Genomic DNA, 20,330 nt, shown 5'->3' on the forward strand with positions numbered 1-20,330 from the left:
CGTCTAGCGCACGACCGTCACTGCGGTCGCCCCGATGCGGAATAGTTCAGGGTCGGGATCCTGAACGCGAATCCTCACCGGAAACCGCGTCGAAAGATGCACCCAGTTCAGCGTGCGATCGATGTTGGGAAGCCCTTGTGCGACAGCCCCATCCTCCGGAAACACGCCATATCCGATGCTCTCCACCGTGCCATTGAACCGCCTGTCCGGATGCCCCATCAGGTACAGATCCACATGGTCGTGCAGGTGGATGTTCTTCAACTTCGACTCCCGGTAGTTGGCGATCACATACCAGGTTCGCGTATCGATCAACGTGAACAGTGGGATGCCCGGCCTCGCATACGCACCCACCGATAGATTCAGATTCGTCACATACGCATCGAAGGGCGCGACGACCTTCGTCCTCTCCAGATCCAGACGCGCGGCGTCCACCTTCGCCGCCTTCGCGGGACGCTGCGACTCCAGCGTGTCCACCGTATCAATCGTATGGATCGCCTGTCCAAGCCGAGCCTGTTGTTCGACCGCCAGCGAAGCCGCCTCCACCTTGCGGAAGTTCGCCTGCTGCTGCGCGGCCTGTGCCTGCGACAATCCCGCCTGCGCCTCGTCGTAGTTGCCCTGCGCGACACGCACGGTCGTATTCGCCTGGTCGATCTGCTCCACCGTCACATACTGCTTCTTCAGCAACGGTTCAATCCGGTGCAGATTGTTCGTAGCAAGCTTCAACTGCGCCTCTGCGGCCGCAACCGCGGCCTGCGCTCGCGTCACCGCTGCAGCCGAAACGTCGATCTGGCTCCCCGCCGTCTGCACGCCTGTCTCCGAACTATGCAGACCCGCCCGCGCAGCCTCCGCAGCGCTGCTCTGTGCTGCGATATGCCGCTTGGCATCCACGATCTGCTGCTCCAGCGCCTCCTGGTCGGAAAGCGCCTGCTGCAACGCATACTCATAGGGTCGCGGGTCGATAATAAACAGCGTCCCGCCCTGCTTCACGTACGCGTTGTCCTTGACTGGCAGCTCCGTCAGCCGGCCGCTCACCTCCGGCGCAATCTCGATGAAGTTGGCTCGCACGCTCGCGTCGTCCGTGCGCGGATGCAGATCCACCTGCAACGCCACGATCGCCAGCATCGCCACGGCTGCAACCACGACGCCGATCCCGATCAAGCGCCCCAGCCCGGCTTTCGGGCTGGACGTCGCGTGCGGCTCAACAGTTGTCACTTGCTCCATCGTCTGCCTCCTACCGGAAAAAGATCAGCCAAAGCAGGCTGGTAAAGAGAATGACCACGCACGGATAGAAGAGGGCAAGCGGTCCAACCTCACTCTCAAGTTTGAACCGCAGCAGAAGCATGCGCACCCCAAAGGCAAGCGGGATCGCAATCACCAGGCAGAGCATCCACACCGGAAAGAACGAGCCGATAATATCGATGTTCGGCGCATGCCCGCAGCCCGTCAGCAGGAGCATTGCTCCCCCCACGGCGATACGGCTGGCCCGGAGTTGGATCATGGTGTTGCTCCTCCTGTTGGCGGAACGGCAGGTGCCTGAACTTTCGTGGCCTTCGGAAGGCTCCGCAGCAGATTGCCTGTGACGAACTCCAAATCCACCGCTTCCAGAAACAACTGCGACCGCGCCGACACACTCGACAGCCGCGCCTGCGCCAATTGCTTCTCGGCCGTTACGACATCGATCAGGTTCTTCACCCCGTACTGATACGCCTCAAGCGACGCGTTGTACGATTCGTTCGCAGCCGCCAGCAACGACACCGAAGCCTGCTCCTTCTTCAGTGCCGTCCGGAACGCGATATACGCCGACCACACCTCACGCGTCGCCTTGTCGTGTTTCTCGGTCAGCTCGTCCAGTGCCTCGCGCCGCCGCGACTGTGCCGCGGCCAGCTCATTGCGACGCGCGCCGCCGTCGAAGACCTTCCACTCCAGCCCCAGGTATGCGGTCCAGGTCGGCTCATTCGCATTGCCCAGCAGACCCGCATCCGGGCTCGGCCAGATCATGGTCTGAGCCCCGCTGGCCTTGATCGCAATCTGCGGCAGATACTCCGCCTTTGCCAGCTTGATTCTGTCGTCCGCCGCGCGAATCTCCGCCGCCTGCGCCGCCAGATCCGGCCTGTTCGCCACCGCTCTCTCGATCAACGCATCCACCGAAGCCGTCAGCGAGTCCGGCAGCGGTGCGTTCACCATCGCATCGATCTGAAGATCGGGGCTTGGTTCGGCTCCTACCACCTCCGCCAGATTCACCCGCGAGATCTTCTCGTCGCCATCGGCCGACTCCATGTCGAACACCGCCTGCGCCGTCTCTGCCTTCGCGTTATAAACATCCGGCAGCGTGGACCGACCATTGGCGAGCTGCGTCTCAGCGGCATCCTGTGTCGTCTGCGCGGTCTTCAACGTCTCCCGCGTCGCCGCGAGACGCTCCTGCGCGGTCAGCAACTTGTAGTATCCCGTCGCCACCTGAAACGCTACATCCTGGTTGGCCTGCACGAAGTTCGCTCCTGCGGCGATCTTCTCCGCCAGCGCCGCATCCACCCGTGCTCCGCGCTTGCCGAAGTCGAACAGCAGATATTGCAGGCTCAACTGCGGCTGGATAATCGGGATCGTCACCGAGTTATACCCGCGCGCCTCCAGCGCCACGGGAAACGGGCTGATCGTCTTCTGGTCCCCGCCGATCACCTGAAACACCAGCAGAGGGAAGTAAGCGCTCTTCGCCACTCCCAGTTCATTGGCCCTCTGCCGAGCTCGCTCCCACGCAATGCGCGTTCTGGGATTATTCTGCTCCGCCAGATCGATCAGCTCGGTGATGTTGTAGGCTCGCGCCGGATCCAGTTTCGCAGCGGTAGCGACCGGTACATGCCGCGCCGCGCAATCCGCCGAAGCCGCCGGCGTCAGCGCCACGCCGGAACACGTAGACTGCGCCCTCAGTCTGTCTCCGAAACACAGCACAGCCAGAAGACATATCCCAACCTTTGCCTTTCGGTGCGTCGCGAAGAGCTGTCTCTCGCGTCGGGCTGGAACAGTGCGCGTCAGAACGTGGCCTCATGGATGGTGTTGATGTCTAAAAGTACATCACCCCAGAGGAGGGAACAAACCCCCCTTTAGGAGGGGGGACAGCATCCGTGACGGCTGTTGCTTCTGACGTTGCCTAACAGGCGAACGGATCATCGAGCGGCGGAACCCGATTGCCGGGCAAACCAAACGTGTCGTCCGGAACAAGGGCACTCGCCTTCTTCTCAGCGGGCGCCTTCAAAGGAGGCAGCGGCTTGGCGGATGGAAAGGAGATCACCGGAAGAATCAATTTGTAAGCGGGCATCATGAACTCGCGGGTGGAAAGTGGAGGAACAACTCGCACTCTACAGAGCGGTCCGACCAAAAGTCCTTGCGAAGCTCGCCTTTCTTTCTAACTTCTTTCAAACCGGACGCCGGTCTGTGACCGTAAGTGCCAGTAAATAAAGAAAAGTTCCGAGCGGTCTAACTCTTAGCCGAAGTGGCCAGTGCCTTGCGAGCCTTGCGCTCTGTCAGACCAAACCCACGCTGTGACGCCTCGGCGATGACCCTCTGCAAGGTGCGCTCGCCCTCTGTCCGGTGCCCCTGCTCGAGTGCAATCGTTCCCGCCGCAAGACGCACTTCCAGTTGTAACCGCTCGCTCTGGATCGCCTGCGCCTTCTTCAGCAACTCGCCCAGCGTTGCCTCAGCCCTCATCCCGTGGCCTTCCGCCGCGTCGATCCGAGCCGCCAGCAGCGTCTCAGGAATCAGGTAGTCTCTCGTGTTTTCCGAATCCCGCGCCATCGGGAGAGCCTTCTCGATCGCGCTCCGTGCATGCGCCACATCGCCCCGCTCCAGGTAGGAGGCCGCAATGAGACGCCACGCCTCCGCCGCCGGTAGAGCCGTCGTGTAATGATCGGTCAGATCGGTCATCGGCCCCATCACATCCTCCGGACGTCCTTCCTCGATCCTTAGCGCGGCCTCGGTCAGCATCTGCTGCTCCAGCCTCTCGCCCTTCAGCACATGCATGCCGTTGATCTCGTCTTCGCGCCGCCTTGCCGAGGCCAGGTCGCCCGTCGCCATGTCCAGTTGCGCCATGAGATACAGCAGCTTGCCGGTCGCGTATCCGCTGTTCTGCTGCTTCATCGAGACCATCGCCTGGTCATACCAGGACCGCGCCTCGGTAAGGTTCCCCTTCTCGAAGGCCACATCGCCCAGGTACTCCAGCGAACTCCCAATCCCATCGATATTCCCCGCGGCTCGCGATATCTTCAGCGCCTCATTGGCGTACTTCAGCTCCGCGTCGAGATCGTCCTGGTTGCTCGCCACATACGCCAGGTCCAATACCGCCCCGAACGCCAGCGCCGGATTATGCACTTCGTTCGCCCGATCGATGGCCGAGTGAAACGCAGCCTTCGCCCCGGCCCAGTCCTCGGTGTAGGTCAACGCGCATCCCAACTCGCTCCATGCACCGATTTCGCCGCCCCGGTTCCCGAGCCGGTCGAAGATCGCCAGCGCCTGGCGAAGCGTCACCACCGCCTGCGGGTCCTTGCGATAGCCCTGCTCCGACCCAAGCGACGTCAACACATTCGCCTGTCCCAGTTCGTCGCCGATCCGCGAGCTGATCTGCTGCGCTTCGTGGAAGTCCCCCAGTGCATGCTCAAGATCTCCGACCCTCGCCCAGGCCAGCCCCTCGGACCACAGACCCTTGCTCTCAAAATAAGGCGATGAATGCGCCCGAGCCAACCGGATCGTCTCCCCGGCGTACATCAACTGCGCCCTCCAGTCACCCATCGCCGCAGCGGACGACGCCTCCAGGATGGTGAAACGAGGATCGTTCGCCGCAATCTTCGACGAACCCAACATCGTTTGGAGCGTTTGCAGCGCCTGCTTCGGGCTTCCCGATTTGTACAAACACTCCGCCAGGGCCGCGGGATAGTCCAGATCGTCCGGATGCAGCGCCGTCAACTGCCTGTAAGCCGCGATCGCCTTCGGCCAGTCCGTAAAGATGGCATACGCACCGGCCTCGAGCACCAGCTTTTTCTCCGCCGGCAGCGAACCCGAACGCGCCAGTCCCATCCTGGCCTCTTCACGCGCCCGCTCCACATACCCCATCGCCTGCCACGCCGAGGCCAGTGCCGAGTGCGCCAGCGCTCTCTCCGGCTTCAGCAGCACCGCTTGGCTTAACAGGGGCTCCGCTTCCTGAAACCGGCCCTCCTGCAGAAGCCGCTGACCCTCCAGGTAAAGCCGCACTCCATCCTGCTCCGACGGGGACGTGCCCTGCAGATAGTCGACCACTGCCTCTGCCGGGGCCAGCCCTATCGACTGCCGCAGCTTTGCGCTGGCCTCTGCCACTGTCCCGATCAGTTGGTGCTTGTCGATCACCCTGCTGAAGGTCGTCACGATCGTTCCTGTTGCCGCATTCCGCAGTTGCAAATCCACCCGGATCCGGTCGCCCTCCGGCAGATACGACCCCGTCAGAGCCAGATCGCACGCCAACCGCCGCCCCACCGACTGAATCGCTCTGTCGTCATACGACCGCGCCTCCCCCAGTGTCAGGTCGCGCTCCGCCTCGGCCACCCGCTCGCCCGAGACCAGCCGCACCCCGTTATCGCCGCTCAGATCCGAGCCCAGAGTCTCCGTCAGCGCCGCCCCCAGCCAGTTCTCCGATGCGTTGTCGGAGAGGTTATGCAGGCTCAGAATCGCCAGCGACGCACGCTGCTTCGCCGCCGCGGCATGCCCCGACCTCCACCGGTCCACCGCAAACCCCGTACACGCGGCCAGCAGGATCACCGACGCCGCGATCCATCCGCCACGCCGTCCCCAGACACGCCGTACCGGGATCGCACGCGGAGCATCAACCACCGGAACGGAAGCCGCATGCACCACCGGTTCAGCCTCCTCCAGGGCGATCCGCGACTCCTCATCCAGCGGAATCACCACGACTTCCTCCGGGTACGCACCTGAAGCGATGTGGCTTCCCGACTCCGTCTTCGGTCGCATATCCACCGGTCCGACGAACTGGTAGCCGCGCTTCGTAATCGTCTTGATCGGGTCGGTATCGTCCAGATGGGCCCGCAGCGTGCTCCGCAGCAGGCCGATATTCTTCGTGATATTCGCTTCTTCGACGAAGGTGCTCTCCCACACCCTCTGCCGGATCGTCTCGCGGGTCACCACCTGTCCCGCGTCTTCCAGCAGCACAATCAGAATGTCCATCGCCTTCGGCGGCAATGGGATCACATCCCGGTCTTGATAAAGGACCCGTTGTTCAACATCGAGTTGCAGTGACCCAATATGAAAGCGTTTCAAGGACAAGCCGTTCTGGGTTCGTCTGGACTTCTGTTGACTCGGATCTTCGTAACCAGCGAGAGTGGTTACAAGCCTATCAGGCAAGGATGATGCTCGCAATCGTGCGCCAACCCATGCTTCTTCTTGCCCCATGGCCAGCGGAGAAAAGCCATTTCCCTGCACAAAACCCGGATGTATCGAGGTTTGAAACCGTTTTCACCTTGTGGATTCGGACCCAATGCGTTCCGATCGAAACAACTGTGAACCGGTCTTTCGAAATCTCTTCCTCGGCCCACTCCTTCCTCAGCCCTGGCGTATGAGACCCACCACGACCCAAAGGGCACCCATGACCTCTCTCTCGCGCCGTCAGTTTCTCGAACTCGCTACCGCCGCTGCTCTTCTGCCCCCCAGCCTCGCCCGCGCCCAGACCTCCTCCGTCCACACCCTCGACTCCGGATGGGAGTTCCTTCGCATGCCCCTCGCCGGACCTTTCGAGGTCTGGAGCAACCAGCCCCTCGCCCCCTGGACCCCCGTCACCCTCCCCCATTGCTTCAACGACTACGACGGCTGCGACCCCGACGTTCCCGCCTACCGCGGCAGGGGCTGGTACCGCATCACCGTCCCCGTCGCCAATCCCCATCCCAACGGTCGCACCCTGCTCCATATCGAGGGTGCCGGCCAGTCCTCCGAGGTCTATCTCGGCCCCCATCTCGCCGGCCGTCATATCGGAGGCTACGACGAGTACGTCCTCGACCTGACCGAACTCCTCGCCCAACCCGGAGCGATGAACAAAGATGGAGCTCTCCTCAGCATCCTCTGCGACAACTCCCCCGACCTCGACCGCATGCCGTCTGACCTCTCCGACTTCACCCTCTACGGAGGCCTCTACCGCAGCGTCCATCTCGTCTACGTTCCTTCCGTCTCCATCGAGCAACTCCACGTCCACGTAGAAGCAGGGAAGGGAGCCCCCGCGTCGGTCAAGGTAGAAGCCCGTCTCCACAATCCAACCACCGCCACGACGGCTCTCCCCCTCAGCCTCACGATCAAAGACCCTAAGGGCAAGACCGTCCACACCGTCAGCCGCTCCCAGATGCCCTGGACCGGCACAGAGACCCTCACCACCTTCGTCCTTCCCAACCCCCGGCTCTGGCACCCCAAAACCCCCGCGCTCTACACCTGCACCTTCACTCTCGGCGATTCCATCCAGATCCAGCGCTTCGGCATCCGTTTCTGCGAGTTCCAGCAGGACGGCCCCTTCCTCCTCAATGGCGAGCGCCTCCTTCTCCAGGGCACCCACCGCCACGAGGACCACGCCGGATACGCTGCCGCCACCCCCGCCGGCATCCTCCGCAAAGAGATGCACATGATCCGCGACATGGGCGCCAACTTCATCCGTCTCGCCCACTACCAGCAGCAGCGCCTCGTCCTCGACCTCTGCGACGAACTCGGCATCCTGGTCTGGGAAGAGGTCTCCTGGTGCCGTGGCGGCGTCGGCTCCGAGGCCTTCCAGCACCAGGGTAAAGAGAAGCTCGCCACCATGATCGACCAGCACCGCAACCATCCCTCCATCATCCTCTGGGGCCTCGGCAACGAAGACGACTGGGAGGGCGAGTATCCATCGGTCGACATGGTTGCCATCCCCGCGTACCTCCAGCAGCTCCAGGACATCGCCCACGCCCTCGACCCCTCGCGCAAGACCGTCATCCGCCGCTGCGACTTCGCCCGCACCATCCCCGATGTCTACTCTCCGTCCATCTGGGCCGGCTGGTATGGCGGACGCTTCGTCGACTACGAGTCCTCCCTCGACAAGCAACGCCCCCGCGTCAAACACCTCCTCCACGCCGAGTGGGGTGCCGACAACCACGCCGGCCGCCACGCCGAAGACCCCTACAAGACCATCACCGTCATCAAAGAGGGCGACACCGCCGAGCGTGGCCTCGCCTACATGGCCCAGGGCGGCGAAGCCCGCGTCTCCCGCGATGGCGACTGGTCGGAGTCCTACGCCTGCGATCTCTTCGACTGGCACCTCAAGACCCAGCACTCGCTTCCATGGCTCACCGGTGCCCTGCAGTGGTGCTTCAAGGACTTCACCACGCCCCTCCGCCCCGAAAACCCCGTCCCCCGCATCAACCAGAAGGGCATCGTCGAGCGCGACCTCACGCCCAAGGAGGGATACTACGTCTTCCAGTCCTACCTCGCCGAGAAGCCCATGGCCCACATCTATGGCCACACCTGGCCCGTCCGCTGGGGCAGGCCCAACGAGCCCCGCACGGTCAAGGTCTACTCCAACTGTCCGGTGGCGGAGCTCTTCCTCAACGGCAAATCCCTCGGCATCCGCAAGCGCGACATCCAGAACTTTCCAGCCGCCGGCTTACGCTGGGACACACCCTTTCTTGCTGGCGAAAATCATCTCAAGGTAGTCGCCACCACCGCCACTCACGAAAGAGTTGAAGACGAGATCGCCTTCATCTACCAGACTGAGCCCTGGGGCACTCCAGCCAGGCTAACCCTCGAAGTCATGGAACGCTCTCCCACCAGGGTTACCCTCGAAGCGAAGCTGCTCGACGCCAGCGGAATTCTCTGTCTCGAAGCACGCAACCGAATCCGTTACACACTCTCCGGTGAAGGCAAGCTCATCGACAACCTCGGTACCGCGACCGGCTCTCGCGTCGTCGAACTCACCAATGGCCGCAGCCGTATCTCGATCATCCCAGCCAAAACTCAGTCCACCGCCGCCGTCTCCGCTGAAGGTCTCCCCACGGCATTCTGCCTCATCTAGCCGCCAAGCAAACCCGCGCCAATCCGGCGCTGTCTTCATCTGTTGATCGAACGTTCAACGTTCATTCACAGCTCCCCGCTAACTTCGCTTCATGCGTACATTCTCTCTAAGACTTCTGGCATATCTCTGCCTGCTTCTCCCTCTCGCCGCCATGGCGCAGTTTGAAAACGGAAGCATCGTCGGCACCGTCCACGATCCCTCCGGTGCAGTCGTCTCCGCTGCCACCATCACCGTCACCAACATCGCCACGGGAGCCGTCAGCACCACCACCACGAAGGACTCCGGCGACTACGAGGTCCCGAACCTCCGCGTTGGCCAGTACAACGTTGTCGTTACCCATGCCGGTTTCGCCGATGTCACCGCCACCAACATCTCCGTCTCCATCGGCAACCGCCAGCGCATCGATCTCACCCTCGCCGCCGCCGGCGACACCCAGACCGTCACCGTCTCCGGCGTCGCCCTCCAGGTGGAGACCGAGACCTCCGAGCGCGGCCAGACCATCACCGGCTACCAGACCGCCGCCCTTCCCCTCGTCAGCCGCAACTACTCCGACCTCCTCGGCCTCGTCGTAGGCTCCCGCCAGCCGCCCTCCGCCGCCACGACCAGTTCCATCAACTCGCTCGTCCGCGCGGGCGCCTACAACATCAACGGCCAGCGCTCCATGTTCAACAACTTCCTGCTCGACGGCCTGGATAACAACGCCTACGGGGAATCCAACCAGGGCTTCGACAACCAGATCATCGCTATCCCGCCCGACTCCGTCTCGCAGTTCCAGGTCGTCACCAACAACGAGAGCGCCGAGTACGGCCGTTCTTCCGGCGCCACCATCAACGTCGCTTCGCTCTCCGGAACCAACAAGTATCACGCCGTCCTCTATGAGTTCATCCGCAACACCGCGCTGAATGCCGCCGGGTTCTTCAAGCCCACCATTGGAACTACCCCCTTCAAAAAGCCGGACTTCAAACGCAACCAGTTCGGCATGAACTTTGGTGGACCCATCCTCAAGGACCGGCTCTTCTTCTTCCTCGACTACGAGGGCTTCCGCCAGAAGCTCACCCCGCTCTCCGTCCTCACCCTCCCCACGCAGAACGAGCTCAACGGCATTCTCGCCGTCAACGTCAAGAACCCTGTCACCGGCATCACCTACGCCGCCGGAACGCGCATCCCCACTGCTGCCATCAACCCCATCTCCCAGCAGATTATTGGCTTCTTCAAGCAGCTCAACGGTCTGCCGGTATCCGGCAACGCCGCCACCGGCCTGGCTTCGAACGACTACCCGGTCCAGGTCCCCTTCTCCGATAACTCCGACAAGGGCGACCTCCGCCTCGACTTCCACCAGAGCGACGCCAGCTCCTGGTTCCTTCGCGTCTCCGACCGCAAGGAGACCGGCGTCAACTACCCCGCCATGCCTCTTCCGCTCGACGGATCCACCAACGGAACCATCCGCGTCCTCGACCAGCAGGTCGCCGCCGGATACACCCACCTCTTTGGCTCCGACAAGATCATCGATGCGCGTCTCGGTCTCTCCCGCACCAAGGCCGGCAAGTACTCGCTCTCCATCGGCAACAACGCCATTACCATCCCCGGCCTGCCCACCAATCCCATCGTCGCCGGTGGTCTGCCCACCATCAGCATCTCCGGCTTCTCCACCATCGGTCGCCAAAGCACCAACCCCCAGTGGCAGAACCCCGCCGTCCTCGATCCCAAGCTCAACTTCACCTGGGTCAAAGGCCGCCACTCCATGAAGTTCGGCTATGAGTACGAACACATCTGGATGGCCGTCAACGACAACAATCCCCTCTACGGCTCCTTCAACTACGGTGGTGCCTACTCCAACGCCGGCGGAACCTCTGTCTCCGACAACTACTGGGCCGACTTCCTCTTCGGCAATACCAGCTCTTACTCGCTGGCCAACTACTTCGTCGCTCACCTCCGCCAGACCATGCACAACGCCTACGCTCAGGATGATTGGAAGGTCAGTCCCCGACTCACCCTCAACCTCGGCCTCCGCTGGGAGTATGGCTCGCCCTACTCCGAGCAGAACAACTACGTCTCCAACTTCGACCCCATCACCCAGACCATGCTCACCACCAGCCCCGGTGCTGGCGGTGTAGGCGTCACTCCCGTCAACTTCGGCGGCGTCTATGGCAAGACCCTCATGGACCCCGACCTCAACGACTTCGGTCCGCGCATCGGATTCGCCTACTCCATCGACAACAAGACCGTCCTGCGCGGAGGCTTCGGCGTCAGCTTCGCTCACTACACCCGTGCCGGATCGGCTGACGTTCTCCCGATCAACGCGCCGCAGGCCCAGTTCGCCGCTGTCAGCCAGATCACGCCGAACACCACCAATCACTGCAACCCGCTCCCCGCCGCCATCATCCCCGTCAACTCCACCACCCCAAGCTGCTACGCCACCATGGATCAGGGCTTCCCGAATACCCTCGTCACCACCTTCAACCCGGCCACCGCCGCCGTCACGTACATGCCGCGCAACACCCGCGATTCCTACGTGGAGAGCTTCTTCTTCTCCGTCCAGCGCTCGCTGGCGAAGAACACCCTGCTCGACATCGCCTACGTCGGCAACCATGGCCTCAAGCTCCAGGGCTTCCTCAACGCCAACCAGAAAAACCCCTCCAAAGGCTTCGCCCGACCTTTCACCAACTGGCCCTCCGATATCACCGAGGCCCTCAACGAGTTCTCCTCCAACTACAACTCGCTGCAGGTCAAGTATGAGCAGCGCTTCCTCGGCGGACTCACCCTGCTGAACTCCTTCACCTGGTCGCACGCGCTCGATAACGCCTCCGCGGCCCTTGAAGGCAACACCCCCGCCCCGCAGGATGGCAACAACATCTCTGCGGACTATGGTCAGTCGGACTACAACCTGCCCCTCGCCAACGTCACCTCGCTCGTCTACGAGGTCCCCTTCGGACGCGGACGCCGCTTCGCCTCGAACGCCAACGCCTTCGTGGATGCCGCGCTAGGCGGCTGGCAGGTCTCCGTCATCAATACGGCCCAGGCCGGCACGCCCTTCAACCTCACCTACAACCCAGCCGCTGCCACCCAGGTCTCCACGCAGATCACGGCCAACTACCGCGGCCTCAATGCCTACCGCCCCAACGTCAATCCCGGCGTCAACAAGATCCTCAATACCCAGATCGCGTCCACCGGATACATCCAGTACGTCAACCCAGCCGCCTTCGCCCTGCCCGCCACCCGCGACGCCTCGGGCAATCTCCTCAGCCCCTTCGGCAACGCCAGCCGTAACCCGCTGCGGAACACGCCCTTCTACCAGGCCGACCTCGCCCTCAACAAGAAGTTCTCCACCCCCGTGGAGACCCTCAAAGTGGAGTTCCGTACCGAGGCCTACAACATCCTCAATCACACCAACCTCTTCCTGCCCAGCACGATCGGTGGAACGAACGGTCAGACTGCCAGCACGGGAGGCGTCATCTCCAGCACCTTCGAGCCACGCATCCTGCAGTTCGGCCTCAAAATCCTTTACTAGACAAAACAAACGGCACTCCAACCAGTCAGGGGTTCAAGGCGAAAAGCCGTGAACCCCTGGTTTCGTTTAAGCCCCGAAAAGAGAATTCGGAAAAAGACGCGAACGGGAAACAAGAAAAGATCTGAATCTCCATCCCGTCTTTGCCTTTGTTTCTTTTTCACGCTTTTCCGCCTTTTTCTCACAGTCTTTTCGTCTATCGACACCTCCCGAGCCCAGAATCACAAGCCGCAACAGAGACATCCAATCGCAATTGGGCACTTCAATTCCGGGTCCGACCTCCCGCCCCATTTACGATATTTCAGACAAGCGTTTTTCTTCACCAAGTTTCCGTATCGAAAGAAGGATCTTCATGGCAGCCCCCATTCAGAACGTCAGCGCCCCCGGTATCGGCGGCAACTACGAAGGCAAGACCGACACCCTTGCCATGTCCGTCACCACCGCGCTCTTCTTCATGGTCGGCTTCCTCACCTGCCTCAACGACGTCATCATCCCGCATCTCAAGCTCATCTTCGAGCTCAACTACACCAAGGCCATGATGGTGCAGTTCGCCTTCTTCTCCTCCTACTTCGTCTTCTCCTATCCCGGCGGTCGCCTCGTCGAGTGGCTCGGCTACAAGCGCGCCATGGTCATCGGACTCGTCGTCATGGCCATCGGAGCCGCAGGCTTCCTACCCGCCGCCGACTATGCCCTCTTCCCCATCTTCCTCACCGCGCTCATCATCCTCGCCGCCGGCATGACCACCGTCCAGGTAGCCGTCAACCCGTACGTGACCATCATCGGCCCCCCGGCCACCGCCTCCAGCCGTCTCAATCTCTCGCAGGCCTTCAACTCCGTCGGCACCTTCATCGCGCCCTTCCTCGGCTCGCTCTACATCCTCCGTGGCGTTCCCACCGCGACGCCCCAGGTCCTCAACGGCATGTCCGACGTAGCTCGCCAGGCCTTCCGCGCCACGCAGGCCTCTTCCGTCCGCCTCCCCTACATCGGCATGGCGCTTGTCCTGCTTCTCCTCGCCACCGCGCTCGGACTCATCAAGCTCAAGAACCACCAGCAGTCCGCCGAGGTCACCCAGGACTTCCGTCCCGGAGCCTTCGGCGACAACGCCAGCGAAACCCAGAGCATCTGGAACAAGCCCTGGCTGCTCGGCGGTGCCCTCGGCATCTTCACCTACGTCGGCGCCGAAGTCTCCATCGGCTCCCTCCTCGTCAGCTACATGGGACTGCCGCAGATCGCCGGTCTCGGCGAAGCCACCGCCGCCAAGTTCCTCATGGTTTACTGGGGCGGAGCGATGCTCGGCCGCTTCATCGGCTCAGCGGTCCTTCAGAAGGTCCGCACCGGCCCGGTCGTCGCCTTTGCTGGCATCGTCGCCTGCCTGCTCGTCATCATGACGGTCCTCACCCACGGACACACCGCTATGTTCGCCTTGCTCGCGGTTGGCTTCTGCAACTCCATCATGTTCCCATCCATCTTCACCATGGGCATCCAGGACCTCGGCTCCCTCACCAGCCGCGGTTCCAGTCTCATGATCGCCGCGATCGTCGGCGGAGCCATCATCCCCCTCGCCACCGGCAAACTCGCCGACACCATCGGCCTGCAAAACGCCTTTCTCCTCCCCGCCGTCTGCTACGTCTACATCGCCCTCTACGGAATGGCCAACGCCAAACGCAGCCCGGCCATCCCCGCATAAAGAAGCCCCGGAAACTCACTCGAAAGAGTCAACCGCAATCGTCCCGGCCATGCTGGAATAGAGCAGGAAAGAGGTATACCGCATGGCTATCATTCAGTGGATCACCCGCGTCTTCATCGACGTCTTCGGCATCACCCACCCCACCCCCGAGCAGGAGCGCACCGCCACCCGTTTCATCGGTGCCCTGCTCGGCATCATCGCCGCCGGCATGATCCTCATCGTCTTTCTCATCTACAAACTCTCCCACCGCGCCTTCTAGCCTTCAGCCAAACCTCACCCCCGTTCGCTATAGTGGATGACGCAAGCAGTCACGTCATTCCAACGAGCCGCTGATGGATCCCAAAGCACTTGCCGCACAGATAGGCTCCGGCCTTCTCTCTTTTCCCGTCACGCACTTCCGCGCCAACGACACCTTCCACGAGTCCTCCTACCGCGAGCACATCGCGTGGCTCAACGAGTACTCGCCCGCTGGCCTCTTCGCCGCCGGAGGCACCGGTGAGTTCTTCTCCCTCACCCTCGATGAGTTCTCCAACGTCGTCCGTGCCGCGGTCGAAGAGACCGCAGGCCGCATCCCCATCCTGGCCGGCTGCGGCTACGGCACCGCCATCGCGAAGCAGTTCGCAGCGGCTGCCGAGAAGGCCGGTGCGGACGGCCTCCTGCTCTTCCCGCCCTACCTCGTCAACCCCGATCCCGAAGGCCTCATCGCGCACGTCAAAGCCGTCTGCGATTCCACCAGCCTCGGCGTCATCGTCTACAGCCGCGACAACGCCATCCTCAAAGCCGACACGCTGGCCAGGATGGCCGATCTCTGCCCCAACCTCATCGGTTTCAAGGATGGCGTCGGCGACATCGAGACCATGACGAAGATCTACCTGAAGCTAGGCGACCGCCTCACCTACGTCGGTGGCCTGCCCACCGCCGAGACCTTCGCTCTCCCGTATCTCGAGATGGGCGTCACCACCTACTCGTCGGCGATCTTCAACTTCCTGCCCCAGTGGGCCATGGACTTCTACGCTGCCGTCCGCCGCAAAGACCACGCGCACGTCTCCCGCGAACTCCGCGACTTCGTCATGCCATACATCGACATCCGCGACCGCCGCAAGGGTTACGCCGTCTCGATCGTCAAGGCCGGCGTCAAGCTCATCGGTCGCACCCCGGGCCACGTCCGCACGCCCCTCACCGACCTTACCGAGTCCGAACTGGCCAGCCTCAAAGCCCTCATGGCCGGAAGAAGCTAGCCACAAAGATCGGGTGCCCCACATCTCGATTCTGAGATGTGGGTGTCACCGCGGCGACGAACGAACGCATCCACACCAAACTCCATCCAAGCCTCATTCAGGTCGCCGAAGATGCCCGAAACCCGCCCCACCAAAGTCCGTTTCCTCATCCTCGCGGCCCTCTTCGCCATCTCCTCCTTCTCCTACGGAGACCGCGTCGTCCTCTCCATCACCTCCATCGCCTTCACTCGCGATCTGCACCTCAACGCCATCCAGCTCGGCTACCTCCTCTCCGGATTCAGTTGGGCCTACGTCGTCGCGCAACTCCCATCCGGCTACATGCTTGACCGCTTCGGCACCAAGCGCATCTACGGCACCGCCATCATCCTCTGGTCGCTACTCGCCGCCGCGGTTGGCTTCGCCGGATACCTCCACGGCACCATCATCGCGAACCTCGGGACCGCCTTCGTCGCCATCTTCGGCCTGCGCCTCCTCTCCGGGCTCGTCCAGGCCCCTGTCTTTCCCGGTAACGGACGAGTCGTCGCCGCCTGGTTCCCCTCCACCGAACGCGGCATGGCCTCGGCCATCTTCAACTCCAGCCAATACTTCTCCGTCGTTATCTTCGGACCGCTCATGGGCTGGGTCGCTAGCGCCTACGGATGGAAGCAGTGCTTCTGGCTCCTGGGACTCATCGGTCTGGCCCTCGCCGCCTTCTGGTTCCGCATCATCTACGACGTCAAAGCTCATCCCGGCGTCAATGCTGCCGAGATCGAAAAGATCGAGCAGGGCGGAGGCCTCTGCCTCATCGGCACCCAGAGCGCCGGCCCCCGCCTCACCTGGGACATCGTCTTCCGCCTCTTTGGCACCCGCATGCTCTTCGGCATTTACTTAGGCCAATACTGCATCGTCACCCTCACCTGGTTCTTCCTGAGCTGGTTCCCCATCTACCTCCACCAGGTCCTCCACATGTCGCTCCCCAAGGCCGGCCTCGCCTCCGCCCTGCCTGCCTTCTGCGGTTTTGCTGGAGGCGTGCTTGGTGGAATCACCTCCGACCGCCTCATCGCCGCGGGCAAATCCGTCACCCTCGCCCGCAAGCTTCCCATCGTCCTCGGCATGACCTGTGCGATGTCCATCATGCTCTGCAACCTCGTGACCTCCACCACGGTCGTCATCGCCCTCATGTCTATAGCCTTCTTCGGCAAGGGTTTCGGAGCCCTCGGCTGGACCGTCATCTCCGACACCTCACCCAAGGGCATGGTCGGCCTCAACGGCGGCCTCTTCAACCTCTGCGGCAACATCGCCGGCATCACCACCCCCATCTTCATCGGCTACCTCGTCCAGCGCACCGGCAACTTCCGCATCGCCCTCATGTTCGTAGGCATTACGGCCTTGATGGCCATCATCAGTTACGTCGTCATCACCGGTCCCATCCGCCGCCTCACCCCAGAAGACCTCGGCCTGGCAGCGCCCACCCAATAGCCCTTGCCGGCCAACGGAAGGCCCGCACGACCTCAGCGTGCTCCGGCCGGTATACGTGTCAGGAAGTGAACGCCCCGCGCGGAGCGGGCACGTTCGGCAGGACAAACAGCAGTAAAGTCGAAGTAACGGAGACTCGAACAATGCCCATCACCGGCGAAATGCTCATCGGCCTCACTACCGTCCGCGGCACCGACACCCCCACTCAGGCCATCAACCCCGCCACCGGCGAGACCCTCGGCCCCGACTTCCCCGGCGGCACCCCCCTCGACGTCGATCAGGCCTGCATCCTCGCCGCCGCTGCCTTCGATCCCTACCGCGCCGCGCCCCTCGAGGCCCGCGCCCTCTTCCTCGAGACCATCGCCGCCAACATCGAAGCCCTCGGCGAAGAGCTCATCCTCCGCGTCATGGCCGAGTCCGGCCTGCCCCGTCCCCGCCTCGAAGGCGAACGCGGCCGCACCTGCGGACAGCTCCGCCTCTTCGCCCAGGTCATCCGCACCGGCTCCTTCCTCAATCTCACCCTCGACTCCGCCCTCCCCGATCGCAAGCCCCTCGCACGCCCCGACCTCCGCTCCCGCAAGATCCCCGTCGGCCCCGTCGCCGTCTTCGGAGCCAGCAACTTCCCGCTCGCCTTCTCCGTCGCCGGTGGAGACACCGCCTCCGCCCTCGCCGCCGGCTGTCCCGTGGTCGCCAAAGCCCACCCCTCGCACCTCGGCACCTCCGAGCTCATCGGCCGCGCCATCCAGCAGGCCGTGCGCGACTGCAAGATGCCTCCTGGCACCTTCTCGCTCCTCTTCAGCACCGGCAACGCGGTTGGTGAAGCCCTCGTCAAACACCCCGCCATCCAGGCCGTCGGCTTCACCGGCTCCCGTCGCGGCGGCCTCGCCCTCGTCGCCCTTGCTCAGGCCCGTCCCCAGCCCATTCCGGTCTACGCCGAGATGTCCGCCACCAACCCCGTCTTCATCCTGCCCGCGGCCCTCGCCAGCCGCGGAGCTGCCATCGCAGAGTCCCTTGTCGCCTCCGCCACCATGGGAGTCGGCCAGTTCTGCACCAAGCCCGGTATCGTCCTCGGCCTCGCCGGTTCGTCGTTTGAGACGCTCTCCACCACCGCCGCCGTCACCTTCTCCGCCGCCACCCCCGGCACCATGCTCAACGCCGGCATTCACGCCGCCTACGAGAAGGGAACTGCCGCCTTCGGCGCCATCCCCTCGGTCGAGCTCCTCGCGCAGGGCCTACCCTCGAATGGCCCGTCCTCCGCCCAGCCCGCACTCTTCCGCACCACCTCGCAGGCCTTCCTCGCCACGCCTGAGCTCTCCGAAGAGGTCTTCGGCCCCACCACCCTCCTCATCGCCTGCACGACCGAAGCTGAATTCAAAGTCATCGCCGAATCCCTTGAAGGTCAGCTCACGGCCACCGTCCATATGGACGACGCCGATTTACCCCTGGCACAGTCCCTTCTGCCCATCCTGGAGCGGAAGGCTGGCCGCATCCTCATCAATGGCTTTCCCACCGGCGTCGAGGTCTCCTACGCCATGGTCCACGGAGGACCCTACCCCGCCACCTCCGACCCTCGCGCCACCTCCGTCGGAGCCATGTCCATCGACCGCTTCCTCCGCCCCGTCTGCTACCAGAACTTCCCCACAGCCCTGCTGCCGGCAGAGCTCCAAGCACCAACCCTCCCGCACTCCCTCGACGGCAAACCCGCATGAGCGAACCCCTCTACGTCAAGGTCCATCCCGCGGATAACGTAGCCATCCTCGTCAACGCCGGCGGCCTCCCCGCCGGCACCGTCTTCCCGTCCGGCCTGGTCCTCGCGGAAGACGTCCCCGAGGCCCATAAGGTCGCGCTGGTGGCTATCCCCGCGGGAGCACCCGTCATCCGCTACGGTGTCCTCATCGGTCACGCGGAGCAGGACATCCCGCAGGGCGGCTGGGTTCACGAGGGCATCCTCTCTATGCCCGAAGCCCCCGCCCTCGACCACCTGCCCGTCCACACTACGGCCACCCCCCATCCGGCTCCGCTCGAAGGCTTTACCTTCGAGGGCTACGTCAACGACGACGGCACCGTCGGCACCCGCAACATCCTCGCCATCTCCACCACCGTCCAGTGCGTCGCCGCGACAGTCGACTACGCCATCAAGAAGATCAAGGCCGAGCTCCTGCCCAGGTACCCTCATGTCGACGACGTCATCGCCATCACCCACCCCTACGGCTGCGGCGTAGCCATCAACGCTCCCGGCGCCGAGATCCCCATCCGCACCCTGCACAACCTCGCACTCAACCCCAACCTCGGCGGAGCCCCCATGCTGGTTTCGCTCGGGTGCGAAAAACTCCAGCCTGCGCAGATGCTCCCATCGAGTACCCTGCCGATCCTGCAAACCGGCCCATACGTCGTCCGCCTCCAGGACGAAGAGCACAAGAGCTTCGGCGACATGGTCCAGGCCATCATGGATATCGCGGAAACCCGCCTCGAACAACTCGACAAGCGCCGCCGCGTCACCCGCCCCGCCTCCGACCTCGTCGTAGGCCTCCAGTGCGGGGGCAGCGACGCCTTTTCGGGAGTCACAGCGAACCCCGCCGTAGGCTACGCCGCCGACCTCCTCGTCCGCGCCGGTGCCACGGTCATGTTCTCCGAGGTCACCGAAGTCCGCGACGCCATCCATCTCCTCACGGCAAGAGCAGCCACAGAGCAAGTCGGCAAAGACCTCATCCGCGAGATGGCCTGGTACGACGCCTACCTCGCCCATGGAGGAGCCGACCGCAGCGCCAATCCCTCCCCCGGCAACAAGCGCGGTGGCCTCGCCAACATCGTCGAGAAGGCCATGGGCTCCATCGCCAAGTCCGGCACCTCGCCCATCGCCGGTGTCTACGGCCCCGGCGAGCGTGTCGCCACCAAGGGCCTCCTCTTCGCCGCCACCCCCGCCAGCGACTTCGTCTGTGGCACCCTCCAGCTAGCCGCCGGGATGAACATGCACGTCTTCACCACCGGTCGCGGAACCCCCTACGGCCTCGCCATGGCTCCGGTCATCAAGGTTTCCACGCGCACCGCCTTAGCCAGGCGCTGGCACGACCTGATCGACATCGACGCCGGCACCATCGCCTCCGGCGAAGCCACCATCGAAGAAGTAGGCCAGCAGATCTTCGACATGATCCTGAAGACCGCCAGCGGCCAGCACCAAACCTACGCCGACCACTGGGGCCTCCACAACGAGTTCGCTCTCTTCAACCCAGCTCCCATCACCTAAACCGCCCCGAGCTTGCCCTTTGGTTGTCATCCCCGAAGAGGATCTGCTTCTGTTCTTGCCGTTACTCTCCGGATTAGAGTGGGGCTTTAGGCCCACGTCACCGGGCAAGAAAAGAAGAGAGGCTTCAGCCCCGGGTTCCACAGGACCGCCAG

The 20,330-nt window shown here is 63.2% G+C and carries 12 protein-coding genes; 8 read left to right on the forward strand and 4 right to left on the reverse strand.

Annotated features, from left to right (window positions below):
• Window positions 1-3: 3 nt before the first annotated feature.
• From BM400_RS04955 to BM400_RS04970, 4 genes are all read right to left on the reverse strand, one after another.
• Window positions 4-1,221 (reverse strand): efflux RND transporter periplasmic adaptor subunit, encoded by a 1,218-nt coding sequence (locus BM400_RS04955; protein WP_089837174.1) that lies wholly within the window; start codon window positions 1,219-1,221, stop codon window positions 4-6.
• A gap of 10 nt (window positions 1,222-1,231) precedes the next feature.
• Complete coding sequence (locus tag BM400_RS04960) at window positions 1,232-1,498, reverse strand: YtcA family lipoprotein (protein ID WP_089837176.1); 267 nt, start codon at window positions 1,496-1,498, stop codon at window positions 1,232-1,234.
• Window positions 1,495-2,895: a TolC family protein gene (locus BM400_RS04965; protein WP_245781688.1), complete on the reverse strand. Its 1,401-nt coding sequence runs from the start codon at window positions 2,893-2,895 to the stop codon at window positions 1,495-1,497. Before BM400_RS04965 ends, BM400_RS04960 begins: the two co-directional genes overlap by 4 nt.
• Before the next feature lie 573 nt (window positions 2,896-3,468).
• On the reverse strand, window positions 3,469-6,222 hold the full coding sequence (locus BM400_RS04970) for a tetratricopeptide repeat protein (RefSeq protein WP_175528872.1): 2,754 nt from the start codon (window positions 6,220-6,222) through the stop codon (window positions 3,469-3,471).
• A gap of 394 nt (window positions 6,223-6,616) precedes the next feature.
• Here BM400_RS04970 and BM400_RS04975 point away from each other — a divergent pair, with 394 nt between their 5' ends.
• The 8 genes from BM400_RS04975 (at window position 6,617) to garD (ending at window position 20,178) form a co-directional block, all read left to right on the forward strand.
• Window positions 6,617-9,049, forward strand: coding sequence for a glycoside hydrolase family 2 protein (locus BM400_RS04975; protein ID WP_089837182.1), 2,433 nt, complete (start codon window positions 6,617-6,619; stop codon window positions 9,047-9,049).
• A gap of 91 nt (window positions 9,050-9,140) precedes the next feature.
• On the forward strand, window positions 9,141-12,557 hold the full coding sequence (locus BM400_RS04980) for a TonB-dependent receptor (RefSeq protein WP_089837184.1): 3,417 nt from the start codon (window positions 9,141-9,143) through the stop codon (window positions 12,555-12,557).
• Between the two features lie 349 nt (window positions 12,558-12,906).
• Window positions 12,907-14,241, forward strand: a complete 1,335-nt coding sequence (locus BM400_RS04985; RefSeq protein WP_089837186.1) for a sugar MFS transporter — start codon at window positions 12,907-12,909, stop codon at window positions 14,239-14,241.
• Between the two features lie 82 nt (window positions 14,242-14,323).
• A complete protein-coding gene (locus BM400_RS21915; RefSeq protein ID WP_175528873.1) occupies window positions 14,324-14,500 on the forward strand; it encodes a hypothetical protein in 177 nt (58 codons plus the stop codon).
• A gap of 73 nt (window positions 14,501-14,573) precedes the next feature.
• Window positions 14,574-15,479: a 5-dehydro-4-deoxyglucarate dehydratase gene (gene kdgD / locus BM400_RS04990; RefSeq protein ID WP_089837188.1), complete on the forward strand. Its 906-nt coding sequence runs from the start codon at window positions 14,574-14,576 to the stop codon at window positions 15,477-15,479.
• A 111-nt stretch (window positions 15,480-15,590) separates the two neighbouring features.
• On the forward strand, window positions 15,591-16,937 hold the full coding sequence (locus BM400_RS04995; protein ID WP_089837190.1) for an MFS transporter: 1,347 nt from the start codon (window positions 15,591-15,593) through the stop codon (window positions 16,935-16,937).
• Window positions 16,938-17,077: 140 nt separating this feature from the next.
• Window positions 17,078-18,643, forward strand: coding sequence for an aldehyde dehydrogenase (NADP(+)) (locus BM400_RS05000; protein WP_089837192.1), 1,566 nt, complete (start codon window positions 17,078-17,080; stop codon window positions 18,641-18,643).
• Window positions 18,640-20,178: a galactarate dehydratase gene (gene garD, locus BM400_RS05005; protein ID WP_089837195.1), complete on the forward strand. Its 1,539-nt coding sequence runs from the start codon at window positions 18,640-18,642 to the stop codon at window positions 20,176-20,178. Before BM400_RS05000 ends, garD begins: the two co-directional genes overlap by 4 nt.
• Window positions 20,179-20,330: the final 152 nt, after the last annotated feature.

The sequence above is a fragment of the Granulicella pectinivorans genome (assembly GCF_900114625.1).
Classification (GTDB): Bacteria; Acidobacteriota; Terriglobia; order Terriglobales; family Acidobacteriaceae; genus Edaphobacter; species Edaphobacter pectinivorans.

Coding starts and splice junctions, on each gene's coding strand:
- BM400_RS04975 (WP_089837182.1), top strand. CDS start 6,617: ATGACCTCTCTCTCGCGCCGTCAGTTTCTCGAACTCGCTACCGCCGCT.
- BM400_RS04980 (WP_089837184.1), top strand. CDS start 9,141: ATGCGTACATTCTCTCTAAGACTTCTGGCATATCTCTGCCTGCTTCTC.
- BM400_RS21915 (WP_175528873.1), top strand. CDS start 14,324: ATGGCTATCATTCAGTGGATCACCCGCGTCTTCATCGACGTCTTCGGC.
- garD (WP_089837195.1), top strand. CDS start 18,640: ATGAGCGAACCCCTCTACGTCAAGGTCCATCCCGCGGATAACGTAGCC.
- BM400_RS04985 (WP_089837186.1), top strand. CDS start 12,907: ATGGCAGCCCCCATTCAGAACGTCAGCGCCCCCGGTATCGGCGGCAAC.
- BM400_RS04960 (WP_089837176.1), bottom strand. CDS start 1,498: ATGATCCAACTCCGGGCCAGCCGTATCGCCGTGGGGGGAGCAATGCTC.
- BM400_RS04955 (WP_089837174.1), bottom strand. CDS start 1,221: ATGGAGCAAGTGACAACTGTTGAGCCGCACGCGACGTCCAGCCCGAAA.
- BM400_RS04995 (WP_089837190.1), top strand. CDS start 15,591: ATGCCCGAAACCCGCCCCACCAAAGTCCGTTTCCTCATCCTCGCGGCC.
- BM400_RS05000 (WP_089837192.1), top strand. CDS start 17,078: ATGCCCATCACCGGCGAAATGCTCATCGGCCTCACTACCGTCCGCGGC.
- kdgD (WP_089837188.1), top strand. CDS start 14,574: ATGGATCCCAAAGCACTTGCCGCACAGATAGGCTCCGGCCTTCTCTCT.